A 16,114-nucleotide genomic window follows, 5' to 3' on the forward strand; every position below is an offset into this window, starting at 1 on the left:
GGTATCAGCGGATCGGCGGCGCGTATTGCAGACCGCCCTTGTTCCAGAGCTGGTTCAGACCGCGCGCGATCTGCAGCTTGGAGCCGGCGCCGACGTTGCGGTCATACATCTCGCCGTAATTTCCGACCGCCTTGACGATGCGGGAGAACCAATCCTTGGTGAGGCCGAGCTGCTCGCCGAGATTGCCGTCGGTGCCAAAGGCGCGCTTGAACTCCGGCTTGTCGGACTTGGCCATCTCGTCGACGTTCGCCTGGGTCACGCCGAGCTCCTCGGCCGTCACCAGCCCGAACAAGGTCCACTTCACGATGTCGAACCACTGATCGTCGCCGTGGCGGACCATGGGGCCCAGCGGCTCCTTCGAGATCACCTCGGGCAGCACCACGTGATCGGCCGGATTGGCGAGCTTCAGCCGCTCGGCGTAGAGGCCCGAGACGTCAGTGGTGAACACGTCGCAGCGGCCGGATTCGTAGGCCTTTATCGTCTCGTCTTGGCCGGCGAACGCGATCACCTCGTACTTCATCTTGTTGGCCTTGAAGTAGTCGGCGAGATTCTGCTCGGTCGTTGTGCCGGTCTGCACGCAGACCGAAGCGCTGTTCAGCTCAAGCGCGGAATTCACTTTGAGGGCCTTCTTCACCATGAAGCCCTGGCCGTCATAATAGGTCACGCCGGCGAAATTGGCGCCCAGCGAGGTATCGCGCGACAGCGTCCACGTCGTGTTGCGGGACAGCACGTCGATTTCACCGGATTGCAGCGCGGTGAAGCGATCCTTGGCGGACAGCGGCACGAACTTGACCTTGGTCGGATCGTTGAAGATCGCAGCCGCGATGGCGCGGCAGACGTCGACGTCGAGCCCGGTCCAATTGCCCTTGTCGTCAGGCGACGAGAAGCCAGGAAGGCCCTGGCTGACGCCGCAGGCGACCATGCCGCGATCCTTGACGGTCTTGAGCGTCTCGGCCTGAGCGCCGACGCTCGCCAGGACCGGGGCGAGAGCAAGAGTAAGAGCAAGAGTGACGCGTTTCATAAGCACAGCCTTTCGAGGTCGTTCCTTGGGGAGCGATGAAATCTCCGCGCGTGGGTGGGCCGACCTGAATCCGCCATTGCAAACGCCATACCAACAATATGGCGCCCGCCATGCACAACAAAGCCGTGCATGCAGAATGGAGCGGAAATCGCGACAAGCCCCTCAACGTGCAGCGATCGAATTGCGCCAGCATCACAGAACGACTGGCTGTCCGGGTCAAGGGGTTGACGGCCCTGTTCTGCATTCTGTTATTAACGACCGCAGTCCTGCCCGATTTGAGCTTTGGCAGCCTGAAAAGAGAAAAGACACGCGAATGGCATCATCGAACGACCCCGCTGCGGCGGTGCGACAAAACGTCGAGACACGGCTGATCACCGGGGGCAGGGATACGAAGGCGCAGCACGGATTCGTGAATCCTCCGGTCGTTCATGGCTCGACCGTTCTGTACCCCACCGCCGAGGACCTGCACGCGCACCGCGGTGAATTCCAGTACGGCCGTCACGGCACCCCGACCACCAAGGCGCTGCAGCAGGCGCTGATGGCGCTCGAAGGTCCGCAATGCGCCGGTGTCGGCATCGCGCCGTCGGGTCTCGGGGCGATCTCGACGACGCTGCTGTCGGTGCTCAAGGCCGGCGATCACCTCCTGGTCTGCGACAGCGTCTATCGTCCGACCCGCAATTTCTGCAACGGTATGCTGGCGCGCTATGGGGTCGAGACGACCTATTTTGATCCATTGATCGGCACAGGAATTGAGCAACTGCTCAAGCCGAATACACGCGCGGTGGTTGTCGAGGCGCCCGGATCGCAGTCCTTCGAGATGCCGGACATCCCGGCGATCGCGGCCGTCGCGCATGCCCATGGCGCACTCGTGATCGACGACAACACGTGGGCCACGCCGCTCTATCACCGCTCCCTGGATCAGGGCGTCGACATCAGCATGCAGGCCGCCACCAAATATATCGGTGGCCATTCCGACATCATGTTCGGGACGATTTCGGCCAATGCGAAGGCCTGGCCGCTGATCGTCGAAGGCATCCGGCTGCTCGGCGTCTGCGCCGGTCCGGACGATGTGTTCCTGGCTCTGCGCGGCGTGCGGACCCTCGGTGTGCGCCTGGCCCAGCATCATCGGTCCGGCGTCGAGATGGCGCGCTGGCTCGCAGCCCGCCCGGAGGTCATCCAGGTCCTGCATCCGGCGCTGGAAAGCCATCCAGGGCATGCCATCTGGAAGCGCGATTTCACCGGCGCCTCCGGCCTGTTCAGCATCGTGCTGCAGCCGAAGCCGCAAGCCGCAGTGGATGCGATGCTCGACGCGCTGACGCTGTTCGGCATGGGCTATTCCTGGGGCGGCTTCGAAAGCCTCGCGATTCCGTTCGACTGCGCGAGCTACCGCACCGCCACCAGCTGGGCACCGGGCGGCCCCACCCTGCGCCTGCACATCGGGCTCGAGAACGTCGAGGATCTCAAGACCGATCTCGATCGCGGCTTTGCGGCCTTCAACGCGGCCTGAGCCCGTCCGCAGCGGCAGGCAAAACGCCTCCCGATCAGGCAGGCGGAGCCGACAGAATGTCGTTGATCCCAAGCCGTTTGGGCGTAGCCTTCCTGTGAACGGAAGTGGAAACGAACGGAAATCATGGTTCTGCTCGATCTGATGGGCGGCGTGGCGTTGCTGTTGTGGGGCCTTCACATGGTCCACAGCGGCATCCTGCGCGCCTTTGGCCCGGATCTCCGGCTGCTGCTGTCGCGGGCGCTGCGAAACCGGTTCAGTGCGCTTGTTGCCGGACTGGGCCTCACGGCGCTGCTGCAGAGCAGCACGGCGACCGCCCTGATCACCACCTCCTTCGCTGCGGAAGGCCTGGTCAGCCTGGTCCCCGCACTCGCCATCATGCTCGGCGCCAATATCGGCACCACGCTGATCGTCCAGGTGCTGTCGTTCAATGTCGCCGCCGTCGCGCCGGTCCTGTTCGTGCTCGGACTGGTGGCGTTCCGCAGCGGTCCGCGGTCACGGATCAAGGACCTCGGCCGGGTGTCGATCGGCCTCGGGCTGATGCTGCTGTCACTGCACATCCTGCTCGACACCTTGGCCCCGGCCGAGGACGCGCCGGCCATGCGCGTGTTCATGCAGGCCATCACGGCCGATGTGACGCTGTGCGTCATCTTCGGCGCGGCGGTGACATGGATCGTGCACTCCAGCGTCGCCAGCGTGCTGCTGGTGATGTCGCTCGCCTACGCGCATTTCATTTCGGCCGAGGCGGCGATGGCGCTGGTGCTCGGCGCCAATCTCGGCAGCGCCCTCAATCCGGTGTTCGAAGGTGCCCGCCGCGACAATCCGGCGAGCTACCGGCTGCCGGTCGGCAATCTCCTGAACCGCATCATCGGCGTGGCCCTGATCGCGCCATTCCTGCATCCGCTCGCGGCGCAGTTGCAACTGTGGCAGCCCGACCTGTCGAAGCTCACCGCGCAGTTCCACATGGCCTTCAACATCGGAACGGCGCTGGTCTTCATCGGCCTGCTTGGCGGCATGGAGAAGCTGCTGACGAGACTGTTCCCGGATCGCCCGGCCGAGATCGATCCGGCCAAGCCGCGCTACCTCGACGAGACCGCGCTGGAAACCCCATCGCTGGCGCTCGCCGATGCGGCGCGCGAGGCGCTGCGCATGGGCGATCAGGTCGAGACCATGTTGCGCAACGTGATGACCGCGATGATGACCAATGATCGCGGTCTCGTCGACCAGGTCTCGCGCGCGGACAACATCGTCGACAGGCTCGACGAGGCCATCAAGCTCTACATCACCAAGCTGACGCGCGGCAGCCTGGACGAACGGGAGGGCAAGCGCGCGATGGAGATCATCTCCTTCGCCATCAACCTCGAGCATATCGGCGACATCATCGACAAGAACCTGAGCGAGCTTGCGACCAAGAAGATCAAGCGCAGGTTCCAGTTCTCGACTGAGGGCGCCGAGGATCTGCAGGCGTTCCACCGCCAGATCATGGAGGCGCTGCGCATCGCCTTCGGCATCTTCATGTCAGGCAACGCCCAGCAGGCTCACCGTCTGCTGGATCAGAAGGCCGAGCTCCGCAATGCCGAGCTCGGTGCCACCGAGCGGCATCTGGAACGCCTGCGCGAGGGCCGCTCCGAGACGCTCGAAACGACCTCGCTGCATCTCGACGTGCTGCGCGATCTCAGGCGGATCCATTCGCACATCTGCTCGGTCGCCTATCCCGTGCTCGATGCAGCGGGCCAGATCGCGCCCCGCCGCGAGACGGCCGACAGCGCCATCGCCACGCTGCCCGCGTCTGAGGCACATCCACTGCCGCGCTAGCTAAGCACGCGCAGCCTACTCGCCTGTTTACTCTTGCTGCATCAAAATCGCCGTCATTCCGGGGCAATCGCCAATGCGCAGACGCGAAGCGGCTGCACGTTGGCGATTGAACCCGGAATCTCGACATTGTTTAGAATGGACGCAAGACAATATCGAGATTCCGGGTTCAAGGCCTGCGGCCTTGCCCCGGAATGACGGTGACTATGACGCGCGAATGATCGTCTGAGGACCCAGCGGTCGGATCAGTTGCTCAGCGTCTGCGATCCCTGCTGACGGCTCTTGAAGATCAGCATGAGATTGCGGACGTAGATGATGTTCGACAGGAGCTGGCCGAAGATGATGACCGGCTCGCGCTTGACGAGGCCGTAGATCAGGGTCATCAGCCCGCCACCGATGGAGAAGAACCAGAACGCGAGCGGGACCACGCTCTTGCCGGCCCGCTCGCTCGCGATCCATTGCACCAGGAAGCGGGCCGCGAAGGCGAGCTGCGCGGCGAGGCCGAACACGAGCCAGAAATCGAACTTCGCGATGAAAATGTCGTACAGATAGTTGTTGAGCGCCTGCCCGAACTGAATCAGCATCACTTCACCTCGATCGCGATCGGCGTCGGCTTCTTGCGGCGGATCAGCCACCACACACCGGCGAGATCCATGATCCCGATCCAGAGCCGGTCGAAGAATCCGTAATTCGACACGCCCGAATGGCGGGGACGGTCGATCACGTCGATATAGGCGATGTCGTATCCCTCACGCCGCACCAGCGCCGGCAGAAAGCGGTGCAGACCATCGAAATACGGCATCATCAGGAACACGTCGCGGCGAACCGCCTTGAGGCCGCAGCCGGTGTCGCGCGTCCCATCATGCAGCACCGCATTGCGGATCCTGTTGGCGAACCGCGACTGCAGCTTCTTGAAGCCGGTGTCCTTGCGGCCGACTCGCTGTCCGGCCACCAGACCGACACGGGCACCGCCCTTTTCGAGGGCAGCGATGAGGTCGGGAAGAAAGGCCGGGTTGTTCTGTCCGTCGCCGTCGAGGGTCGCAACAACAGCGCCGTGCGCGGCGCGGATGCCGCTTCGGACCGCCGCCGATTGTCCCGTCGATCTTTCATGCCGCAGGACCCGCAGGTTCGGCCGCCGCGCCATCTCCTCCGCGAGTCGCGCCGCGGTGTCGTCGGTCGAGCCGTCATTGACGTAGATGATCTCATACGACCAGAGACCATCGAGCGCGGCTGCGATCTCGACAATCAGGGGCGTGATATTGCCGGCCTCGTTGCGTACGGGAACGACGATGGACACGGCAACGGGGGTTTCGGTCGACAAAATGATACTCGTGAGGGCGTGATCGGACCGGTTCCCGCCCCGGGGTGCTCCGGCGGAGGCTTCTTATGGGGCTTGGGGCCGGCTATCAACCCCTTTAGCGCGGTACGATTCGGCCGTCCTTGCCGATGCGAAAGCCGAGCCGCCGTGCTGCGAACCAATAGCGGACGAGCATGGCGCAGGCCAATCCCACCACGGCTCCCGCGACCACATCGCTCGGATGATGCGCCAGCAGCACGAGCCTGCTGACGGCGATGGCAACGGCGTAGATATACATCGGAACGCGCAGCCGCGGCCAGACTGCGGCGACCGCGAAGGCCAGCCCGAACGCCGTCACCGCATGCGCCGAGGGCATGCTGAAATAGGCCGGCGTGCCGTTGAACGGGACGAAGTTGAAGGCGTTCGCTTCACCGCCCACGAACGGACGTCCGCGTCCGATGATGTATTTCAGCACCTGCGCGGCAAGCACGGACGTCAGCACCGCGAAGAAGAAATACTGAACGTGGGTCGCGAAATTGAGCAGGCGACTGCGCGAGGCTTCCGGCCACAGCGGTGCGATCAGGATCGTCAGGATGACGGCAGTGGCCAGGACACCCAGCACGTATTGATCCTGGCCGAAGTCGGTGACGATGCGCCAGGGCCACAAGCCCGGCGTGCCGCGGGCCGGCATCAGCCCGATCTCGTAGGCATCGACCGCGAACATCAGCACCAGGATCGTGCATAGACCGATCGCGCCGAGCAGGAGCAGCTGGCGCGACTGACGTGGCCAGGTCGCGGTGTCAGGCGCCGTCTGCGGCCGGCGCACCAGCCGGCCAAGTGAGAATTTCCCCACCAGTGCGAGCTGGGAGAAGTAACCTGAAGGTGACGAGGAACTGTCCGGGGCCGACATCTATTCGGTGCCCTCCGAACGGTAGATCGCGATCGAGACCGGACGGCCCTGCGAGATGTTATAGCCGTCGATCCGCCTGGCGACGTTGTAGCGCAGGCCGATGGCCTCGGCCCGCTGCACGAAGGCGCGTTCGGTGCGCTGCTCGACCAGGGCGAAGCGGCATGTTCCCTGGCTGAGGAAATCCGCAGCACCCGAACCATCGGTGAGCTGGGTCGAGGTGCCCGCCATGAAGACGAGACTCGGTTCGTGGAAGCCGGCCGCAGCCGCCTTTGGCCCGACGCAGACGACATTGCGCAGCGCGCGCGCAATCTCGGCGCTCGGGAACAGCGGCGTCAGCGCCGGCAGCACGGCGCCGTAGACCACGAAGGCAAGAAACATCGCCGCCACTGCGGCATTCAGCAGCGAGCGCTCGGCACGGCTGTCGTCATAGAGCCACCACGCGAACAGGCCGAAGATCAGCGACGCCGCCACGAACGGCCAGGCCAGGAACACCGGCTGGTGCGTCACGATGATGGCTCCGATCACCGCAACGACCGAGGTGATGGCGGGAATCGCAAACCACCAGGCCGCACCGCGCTGCAGCCAGGACCGCGACAGCACGCGCCGTTCCAGCGCGCCAACCGTGAGAATCGCGATCGCCGGATATAGCGGCAGCACGTAGTGCGGCAGCTTGGTCAGCGCGGCCTCGAACACGATCCAGGACGGCACCAGCCACGCCAGCAGGAACTGCGCGCCCGGCTCGCGGCGCGCGCGCCACACGGCCGGGGCGGCCATCACGGCCAGCGGCGCGCCGGGCCAGAAGGTGACGAAGAACAACAGCAGATAGAGACCCGGCGGCGCGCCGTGGGACTCCTGCGCCCCGATCTTCGCGAGCATGTCGCCACCGACGGAATCGGCAAAGAAGGCATCGCCGGCGCGGAGGAAAATCAGCACGAACCAGGGCAGCACCAGCACCAGCATCCACATCAGGCCCCACAGGGGGCGCAGGCGCCACAGCCAGCTCGCACCGCGGTCCATGATCGCGAGGGATATGATCGCGAGCCCCGCAGGCATCAGGATCAGCGGGCCCTTGATCAGGATGCTGACGGCCAAGGCCGTCCAGAAGATCGCCGGCGGTCCCCACGGCGGATGTTCCGGATCCTCGCCGCGCTGCCAGGACAGATAGACGCGCGCCAGCGCGCCCATCGCCGCTACGACCGTGAACAGCAGCATCGCGTCGGTCTTGGCGAGCCGCGCTTCGGCGCCGAGCAGCACCGAGCAGCACATCAGCAGCGCCGCGAATACCGCGCCGCGCCGCGTGACGAAGGCGAGTGCAGTCCAATAGGTCAGCAGCACCGCGCCGATCGCGCCGATCAGCGACGGAATGCGATAGACCCAGATGCGCAGCTGCGCGCGCGGCAGTCCGAGCGCGGACGCGGTCTCGACCGCAGCCGATTGCAACCAGTAGATGCCGGCCGGCTTCTTGTAGCGCACGTCGTCCTGGAAGCGGATGTCGACGTAATCGCCGCTCTCGACCATCTGCTTGGTGGCCTGGGCGAAGCGCGCCTCGTCACGGTCAATGGCGGGAATCGTGAAGAAGCCCGGCAGGAACAAAAGCAGCCCGCACACCAGCAGGAATGCGACGGCCCTGGCGTGGCTGACGGTGACGGCATCGATCATCCGCACCAGCCGATTGCCCGGATTGACCAGGTTCTTCGGCTCGCGCGGCTCTCCAAAACGGGGGCGGGCATAGGTCTCGACCATGGGGTTCCGAATACGCTGAAACCGCCATGTCGACAACCGCTTAGCGAACGGTCACTGGATTCTGACCACAACTGTGTCCGCTGCGCCCGTGGCATCGATCACGGTGAGGCGGGCAAAGCCCGGCCCGGGCGGATCGATCAGCCGCTGGCGCCGGCTGTCGATCTCGCCGACAGGCAATCCGTTGACCAGCATGGTGAGCGGCAGCACGCCGCCCGACACTTTCACCGGCATCGCGGCAGCCTCGAGGCCAGCCGCGCGATCGACGTCGATGTGAGACCCGTTCAGGGGAAACTGGATGTGCGGCGCCTGCTCCGCGCCCGTCCGCACCAACTCACCGAGTGGACGGAACCGGCGCAACGGCAACGGCAACTTTGAATTGCTGGCGACCAGCGCCCCTTTGGGCGGCTTCGGCAGCGCCGCCGGCAGCTTGCCGCCGCGGGCGAATGCGTCGAACAGGATCGGCGCGGCCGCGACACGCCCAATCAGGCCCGGCACGGGTGCGCCGTCGGGGCGGCCGACCCAGACGCCGATCGTCACCCGGCCGTCGAAGCCGACCGACCAGGCGTCGCGATAGCCGTAGCTGGTGCCGGTCTTGAACGCGATCCGGTTGCGCGCCGCGTTTTCGGGCGGCGGCGTGCCCAGCAGCACGTTGCCGACCTGCCAGGCGGCCGCGGAATCCATCAGCCGCATCGGCTCGCGTGCTTCTTCCTGCGCGCCGTCACCGGCCATGATCTCACGCAAGCGCCTCGTGGTGCCGAGCCGCGGAAAGCCGGCATAGAGCTGCGCGAGGTCCTGTAAGGTCACGCCGACGCCGCCGAGCCCCATGGCGAGACCCGGCGCCTCGTCCTTCGGCAGCACCAGATTGGCGCCGGCCTGCTTCAGCCGCGACGACAGCCGGCTGGCGCCGACGCGATCCAGCAGCACGATCGCCGGCACGTTCAGCGACAACTGCAGCGCCTTGCGCACCGGCACCGTGCCCTGGAACGTCATGTCGAAATTCTCCGGCGCGTAGGAGCCGAATCGCACCGGGCGGTCCTCGATCAGGCTCTCCGGATGCACGAAGCCATCCTCGAAGGCGAGGCCATAGATGAACGGCTTCAGCGTCGAGCCCGGCGAGCGCACGGCGCGGGTCATGTCGACCTGCCCGGCCCGCCTCTCGTCGAAATAATCCGCCGAGCCGACATGGGCGAGCACGTCGCCGCTGTCATTGTCGACGACGATGATGCCGACCGAGATGTTCGGACCCAACGCGATGGCACGATCGCGCGCCAGCGGCTCCAGTACTTTCTGCAGGGTGGCGTCGAGCGTGAGCTGGATGACCGGCTGATCTTTCACCAGCGAGGTGGCCTGGTCGGCGGCATGCGGCGCCAGGATCGGCATCGGCTTGCGCAGCGCCGGCACGGCTTGGGCTTTGGCCTGCGCGGCGTCATCGGCCGAGATCACGTTCTCCGACACCATGCGATCGAGCACACGGTCGCGGCCCCGGCGCGCGGCTTCGGGGTGGCGGTCGAGCCGGCGCGTTTCAGGCGATTGCGGCAGCGCCACCAGCAACGCGGCCTCGGCCAGCGACAGCCGTTTCGGCTCCTTGCCGAAATAGGCGATCGAGGCTGAGCGGATGCCTTCGAGATTGCCGCCGTAGGGCGCGAGCGTGAGATACAGATCGAGGATCTCGTCCTTGCTCATGCGACGCTCGAGCTCGATCGCGCGTACGATCTGGCGCAGCTTGGCCTGCAGCGAGCGCTGGGCTCGCGGCTCGAGCAGGCGCGCCAGCTGCATCGTGATGGTCGAGCCGCCCGACACGATGTGGCCGTGCGCGCCGAGCTGGACGGCGGCCCGCGCCAGCGCGCGCGGATCGACGCCGTGATGGTCGTAAAAGCGCTGGTCCTCATAGGCCAGCAGCAGCTTCAGATAGGTCGGATCGACGTCCTTGTTCGCATGGACCGGCAGCCGCCAGCGCCCGTCGGCCATCGCATAGGCGCGCAACAGCTTGCCGTGGCGGTCGACCACCGTGGTCGAGACCGCCTTGGCCTGTTGCAGCGGCAACGGGCCGAGCGAGATGGTCCAGGCGGTGAGGGCGGTCGCCAGGAAGACGATCATAAGGAGCGCAATCGCAGCTACACGTTTTGCGACGCGCCCTCTCCTCTCGTCATGCCCGGGCTTGTCCCGGGCATCCACGTCGTCCTCGCGTGCGGCCGTGGATGGCCGGGCCTTCGCCGCGCCGAAGCGGCTTCGGCCGCGCAGGCGGGTCAAGCCCGGCCATGACGACGGAGTTTGTGACTCCGTCATGCGTCCATTACCGCTCGTCTCACCCTCGCTCATTTCGCCGCGCGGACCTCCACCGAGCCGGTGCCGGTGCGGCCGTAGCGCGAGGGATTATACATGTCCTCGACATAGGCCTGCGGCAGCACGTATTTGCCGGGCGACACCGCGCGCACGACATAGGCGACCGTGAACACCGCCTTGGAATCCGCGGCACGGTCTAGTGCGGCCGTGAAGCGGTCATCGCGGAATTCGGTATTGACCGGCTCCTGGCCGTCCTCGATCCAGTCCAAGGTGCCGCTGTCGCCCGATGACACCAGATGCGGATTGTCGATCTCGAGCCCCGCAGGCAGATAGTCCGACACCATGATGTGGCCGTACTCCGGCTTGGCCTCGGTGACCTTCAGCACCACGGCGAAACGGTCGTTCTGCTTCGCAGTCTTGATGTCGGCCGGCTTGCCGTCGAGCGTGTAGTAGCTGCGCTCGATCTTGAAGCCGTTGGACGCCGCCGGCTCCGGCGTCAGCGGCGAGCCGGACACCGAGACCACCGCCTGCACCGGGGCATCGCCGGTGTTGGTGATCTTGAGCGGCTGGCCCGAAAGCTCCGCAGCCTTGTAGCTGCGGTACAGCGCGGTCTTCACGGATTGGCCGTTGACGTCGATCGTCAAGGTCTCCTTGGCGAGCGCGCGCGCCGCCAGCACCATCCACGCATTCTCCTGCGTGGATGTATACGGCGTCAGCCCGCGTGCGGCCTCGACGCGCGCCACCGCCTGCGTCAAGGTCGCCCGCGGCGCGTTGCCCTCGCCCGCCAGCGACACCAACGCCGCCGCGTCACGCAGGTCGGAGCCGTAGTCGGTGCGGCCGAACACCAGCACCGGTTTTGGCGCGAGGCTGTCGGCCGCCGCCGCATAGACCCGTTCGGCGCGGGCGCGGTCGCCGACCAGCGCCAGCGCCGCGGCGAGCTGCGCCTTGGCGATCGGCGTGGCGAGGTTGCCGAGCTTGGTGTCGGCGAGATAGCGCAGATCGCCGATCGGCGCCGCGCCATTACGCGCCAGCACGTAGAGGCCGTAGGCGAGATCGCGGCCGCCGGTCTTCTCCGGCTCGGCGGCATTGACCACCGAGTTCCTGACGCGGTCGAGTGCACTCTTGAACAGCACGTCCGGCACCGCAAAGCCCTTCTCGCGGGCGCGGGTCAGGAAGTCCGTGACATAGGCATCGAGCCAGGGATCCTCGCCGCCGGCCGACCACAGCCCGAACGAGCCGTTCGAGCCCTGCCGCGCCAGCAACCGGTCGATGGAGTCGCGGATGCGCTGGTCGACCTCGGTATCCATCGCCAGATGCGCGCCGGCCGCGAGTTCGTTGACGTAGAGCAACGGCATGGCGCGGCTCGTGATCTGCTCCGAGCAGCCATAGGGATAGCGGTCGAGCGCCTTCAGGATGGTCGCCGCATCGAGCGCGGTCGACAGCCCCGCCGACAGCGACACCGTGCCGGTGCCGGCCACGAGATCGGAGAACATGTCCGACGTCAGCGTCAGGCTTTCGCCCTTCGCCAGCGTCCGGATCGAGCGCCGCGCCAGCACTTGCGTGGCCGGCTTGACGTCGAGCTGATAGTGCCGCGCCAGCGTCACTCCGTTCGGGCCCTTGATGTCGACATCGAGCTGCGCCGTGCCGGTGCCGCTCGCCTCCAGCGGCAGGGTCGACGACGCCCGCTGCTTGGCTGCGAGCTTCATCGTCACGGACGCATTGCCGGACACCTTGACCGGGTCGCTGGCCTTGACGCTGACGACATAGTCGCCGGGCGCGCCCTCGACGTTGTCGACGTCGAACGACAGCGTGCCGCGATCGCCTGATAGCAGGAAGCGCGGCAGGGTCGCCGTCAGCACCACCGGATCGCGCACGGTGACGTCGATATTGGCGCGGCCGAGCTTGGTGGCGCTCCACGCCACCGCCATCACCCGCGCTGTCCCTGCAAACTCCGGAATGTCGAACGCGACCTCCGCCGTGCCGTCCGGACCGACGGTGACGATGCCGGAATACAGCGCGAGCGGCTTCTGGGTCGGCGGCGAGCCCTGCAGCTCGGCGCCGCCGCTATCGCCGCCGGAGCGGATCTGGCCGCGCGAGCCCTGCATGCCGTCGATCAGCTGGCCGTAGAGATCGCGGATCTCCGCGGAGAGCTGGCGCTGGCCGAGATAATAGTCGTCCGGCGCCGGCGGCTTGTAGTTGGTGAGATTGAGAATGCCGACATCCACCGCCGCGATCACGATCTTGGCGTCTTCGCCGGGATTGAGTCCGCCGATCTTGACCGGGATCTTCAGTGCCGAGCCCGGACGCACCAGCGCCGGTGGCGTCAGCGCGACATTAAGCGTGCGAGCGGACTTGTCGATGCCGAACCAGGCGACGCCGAGCGCGCGGCCGGGCATGCGCTGCGCGGCGGCATCGAGCGGACGGCGCAAGGTGGTGACGACATAGGCGCCGGTGCCCCAGTCCTTGCCGACCGCCAGCCTGACCTGGTTGGTGCCTTCCTTGACCTCCGTGGTCTGCGTCGTCAGCAGCCGGTCGCCGAGCACGTTGACGGTGAGCTTGCCGGCGGTGCGCGCATTGACCGTCACCACCATGGTGTCGCCCGACTGATATTGCGGCTTGTCGAGCGATGTCTCCAAGAGGTCCGGCGTATCGGCGCTACCGTCGGTGTACCAGCCGACATCGAACTGCAACGACGTCACCGGACCGTCGGCATCCGCCGACTTCACGTCGAGCCGGTAGCGCCCGGCTTCCGGCTGGAAGCTCAGCCGCGCCGGCTTGCTGGCCGCGATCGTGACGTCGCCATCACCGACGCGGCGTGTCGACTTCACCGGCTCATATTCCCAATAGGAATTCTGCCGGTACCACTGATAGCGCGACTCGATCTTGAGGAGTTCATAGCGCAGCCCATTGCGCGCTAGCGTCTTGCCTTCCGGCGAGACGAACACGATGTCGAACTCGGCCTTGTCGCCCTCGCCGACGCTTCTGCCGGAGAACGACGGCTTGATGCCGATCTGCGCCACGCTGGGCGCCACGGGGAGCACCAGCTTGCGCTCGACGGCACGGCCGCCGGTCTCGGCCAGGCGCACGAAGATCTGCGCCTCCTGCGGGCGGGTCGAGGATGGCGGCTTGGCGAGACTCACGGGGAAGGTCGCGGCGCCCTTGTCGTCGGTCTCGGGCATGCCCTCGATCGGGGTGCGCTCGTTGGAGGCGCTCTCGGCGTCGGCGACGCCGAACTGATAGCCCGGGAAGCCCGGCCGCTCGGACGCCGTGGTGACCAGCAGGTCGCCTTCGAGCTGCAGGCCGGAGGCCGGCGCGCCATAGAGGAAATGGCCGTCGACCTTCACCTCCACTGGAGTCTCAGCTTTGATCTGCTTGTCCTTGGAACTCAGGTCGAATTCCAGCCGCTCGGGAACGTAGTCCTCGACCATGAAGGTGGTCTCGCCGACCGCCGCCCCCTTCGGGTCGGTGAAGGCGCGCACGCGGTAGGTCCCGGTCGGGACCGCCGAATTCAGCGCCACGCTCAACGAACGCCCGCCGCCGCCCTGGTCCGGCAGCACGGCACGGCGGAACTCGACTCCGTCGGGGCGCTCGACGACGAGCGTCAGCGGCGTGCCGGTCATGGCGTTGCCCTTGCCGTCGCGCAGCAGCGCGGTGAGATAGACTGTCTCGCTCGAGCGGTAGACGCCGCGCTCCGAATAGACGAAAGCGTCCGGCCCGGCCGGCGCCTCGCGGCCGGCGACGCCGCGGTCCGACAGGTCGAACGCCGTCGTCTTCAGGCTGAGGAAGGCGTAGTCGGTCTTCTCGCCGGACACCGTCAGCATGGCCGGCGACAAGCCGCCCTCGCCGCGCGCGAGCCCCGTCTCGAACAGCGCGTGCCCGGCCTCGTCGGTCTTGCGTGTCGCCAGGATCTCGTTGTTGCGCGCCACCAGCCGGACCTCGGCGCGCGCCACCGGATCGGTGGACGCGAGCGAATTGACGAACACATGGATGCCGTCATTGCCGGAGAACGCAGCGACGCCGAGATCGGAGACGATGAACCATTGCGTGGCGAGCTGGCCGCTGTCCTCGTCGCTGCCGCTGGTCGGTCCCTTGGGCGCCGCCGTCATCACGTAGACGCCGGGCTGCATGTCGCTGAGCGCCTGGTCGACCGGGAATGCGGTGGTGACGTCCTGGTTCAGGGTCATCGCGGTCGACAGCTCGCCGGTCCAGACCTTCATGCCGCGCTCGTTGCCGAGATCGCTGAGCTGGTAGCTCGACAGCGGCCGCTGGAAGTCGCTCTCGATGACCGTGTTGATCAGGTTGCGGTCGCCGATCCGGAACACATTGATGTTGACCGCGGGCGTATTGACGCTGACCAGCGGAATGCCCTTCTGCCCGGTGCGCGGCAGCACATAGGCCTTGCCGGTGAAGCGCACGAACGGCTTGCGGTCGCGGACATAGATGTTGAACTCGGCCGATTTCGGCAGCGTCTCCTTGACCCCTGACGGCAGGCCGGCGCGCAAATTGATGTTGTAGCGCTCGCCGTGCTTGAGGCCCTCGACGCAGAGCTGCTTGTCCTCCGACGTCAGCGCCGGCTTGTCGGTGCCGGCCTGCGCCACGAACGGCGCGAAGTCGGTACGCTTGGCGAGATCCTCGGAGAACTGGAAGCAGGCGCGCGGGCTCGCGGAGTCGGAATCGACGGTGTAGTCGAGCAGCTTGAAGCCATGCTCGTCGCGCATCCGTTCATATTGCCCACGGACGTCGGCGACCTCGCGCAGGTCGAGCGACATCCTGAGCGTATCGAGCGCCGGGCGCCACAGCTTGCGCTCGGCCATGGTCTTGCCCAGCAGGGCCAGCGCTTCGGCCTCCTCGCCGGCATTGCCGGCGCGCTGGTAGGCGATGTAGGCCGCGGTCGAGGCCCGCTCCAGCAGGAAGGTCTGCTCCGAGGCATTGAACGGCCTGATCTGGGTGAGCACGGTGCGCGCCAGCCGCAGCCAGTTGCCGGAATCATCGGGCGCCGCGGTCGCGATCTGCCCCAGGATCTGCAGGCCGGTGCGCATGTCGTTGCGACGGAGCGCCGCATCGGCATCGGTGCGCAAGGTCGCGAGCGGCTTGTTGACCGCTCCCGCTTCGGTCTTGATCTGTGCCTCCAGCTTGATCGCGGCGTCAGCCAGGTCGTCGCGCTTGAACGCCTTGTCGGCGGCATGCGCCGAACCGGCGGAGGAGACGAGGCCGAGCGCCATGATGGCGCAGATGGTGGCGGCGCGAACCAGACCGATCATGCGAGGGCTCCTTGGACGGTTCTTTGAACGGCCCCTCGGGACACCGGGAACGATGCCCGTGTTTGGCCGATTCGTGGCGAGAATGGACGCGAAATGGTGACGGACTGATGGCAGAGGTTGCATGAGGCCGGATGACGGCCGGTCACCGGGGCTGCCATCGGCAGGTGCGCGCAGCCGGAAAATCTGTTCATCAACGGCAATTCACAGGACATGGCATACCGGCAAAGGCCGCGGCAACCGTTCATCCGGCGCCGCCGACGCGCGAAGGAGGCCATCAGCCCTC

At 66.4% G+C, this 16,114-nt stretch carries 9 protein-coding genes; 2 read left to right on the forward strand and 7 right to left on the reverse strand.

Translation table 11 applies throughout. From position 1 onward, the window contains the following. Positions 1-4: 4 nt before the first annotated feature. Positions 5-1,021 (reverse strand): amino acid ABC transporter substrate-binding protein, encoded by a 1,017-nt coding sequence (locus LQG66_RS05750; RefSeq protein WP_231324346.1) that lies wholly within the window; start codon positions 1,019-1,021, stop codon positions 5-7. Positions 1,022-1,334: 313 nt separating this feature from the next. Between LQG66_RS05750 and metC the strand changes: the two genes are divergently transcribed. Together metC and LQG66_RS05760 are read left to right on the forward strand one after the other, a co-directional pair. Then, positions 1,335-2,528 (forward strand): cystathionine beta-lyase, encoded by a 1,194-nt coding sequence (metC, locus tag LQG66_RS05755; RefSeq protein WP_231324348.1) that lies wholly within the window; start codon positions 1,335-1,337, stop codon positions 2,526-2,528. Positions 2,529-2,651: 123 nt separating this feature from the next. After that, a complete protein-coding gene (locus tag LQG66_RS05760; RefSeq protein WP_231324349.1) occupies positions 2,652-4,340 on the forward strand; it encodes a Na/Pi cotransporter family protein in 1,689 nt (562 codons plus the stop codon). A 242-nt stretch (positions 4,341-4,582) separates the two neighbouring features. On the opposite strand, the gene LQG66_RS05765 is transcribed toward LQG66_RS05760, so the two are convergent. The 6 genes from LQG66_RS05765 to LQG66_RS05790 form a co-directional block, all read right to left on the reverse strand. Beyond that, the gene (locus tag LQG66_RS05765) at positions 4,583-4,921 is read right to left on the reverse strand and encodes a lipid-A-disaccharide synthase N-terminal domain-containing protein (protein WP_231324350.1); all 339 of its coding nucleotides are present in this window, start codon (positions 4,919-4,921) and stop codon (positions 4,583-4,585) included. Further along, positions 4,921-5,658, reverse strand: coding sequence for a glycosyltransferase family 2 protein (locus LQG66_RS05770; protein ID WP_231324351.1), 738 nt, complete (start codon positions 5,656-5,658; stop codon positions 4,921-4,923). Before LQG66_RS05770 ends, LQG66_RS05765 begins: the two co-directional genes overlap by 1 nt. Positions 5,659-5,752: 94 nt before the next feature. Beyond that, on the reverse strand, positions 5,753-6,544 hold the full coding sequence (locus LQG66_RS05775; RefSeq protein WP_231324352.1) for a phosphatase PAP2 family protein: 792 nt from the start codon (positions 6,542-6,544) through the stop codon (positions 5,753-5,755). Next, entirely contained in the window at positions 6,545-8,287 is a 1,743-nt protein-coding gene (locus LQG66_RS05780) for an ArnT family glycosyltransferase (RefSeq protein ID WP_231324353.1), read from the reverse strand. 51 nt (positions 8,288-8,338) lie between these two features. Then, on the reverse strand, positions 8,339-10,384 hold the full coding sequence (gene pbpC, locus LQG66_RS05785; protein ID WP_425601291.1) for a penicillin-binding protein 1C: 2,046 nt from the start codon (positions 10,382-10,384) through the stop codon (positions 8,339-8,341). A 218-nt stretch (positions 10,385-10,602) separates the two neighbouring features. Continuing rightward, positions 10,603-15,831: an alpha-2-macroglobulin family protein gene (locus LQG66_RS05790; RefSeq protein WP_231324355.1), complete on the reverse strand. Its 5,229-nt coding sequence runs from the start codon at positions 15,829-15,831 to the stop codon at positions 10,603-10,605. Positions 15,832-16,114: the final 283 nt, after the last annotated feature.

This window comes from Bradyrhizobium ontarionense (genome assembly GCF_021088345.1).
Classification (GTDB): Bacteria; Pseudomonadota; Alphaproteobacteria; order Rhizobiales; family Xanthobacteraceae; genus Bradyrhizobium; species Bradyrhizobium ontarionense.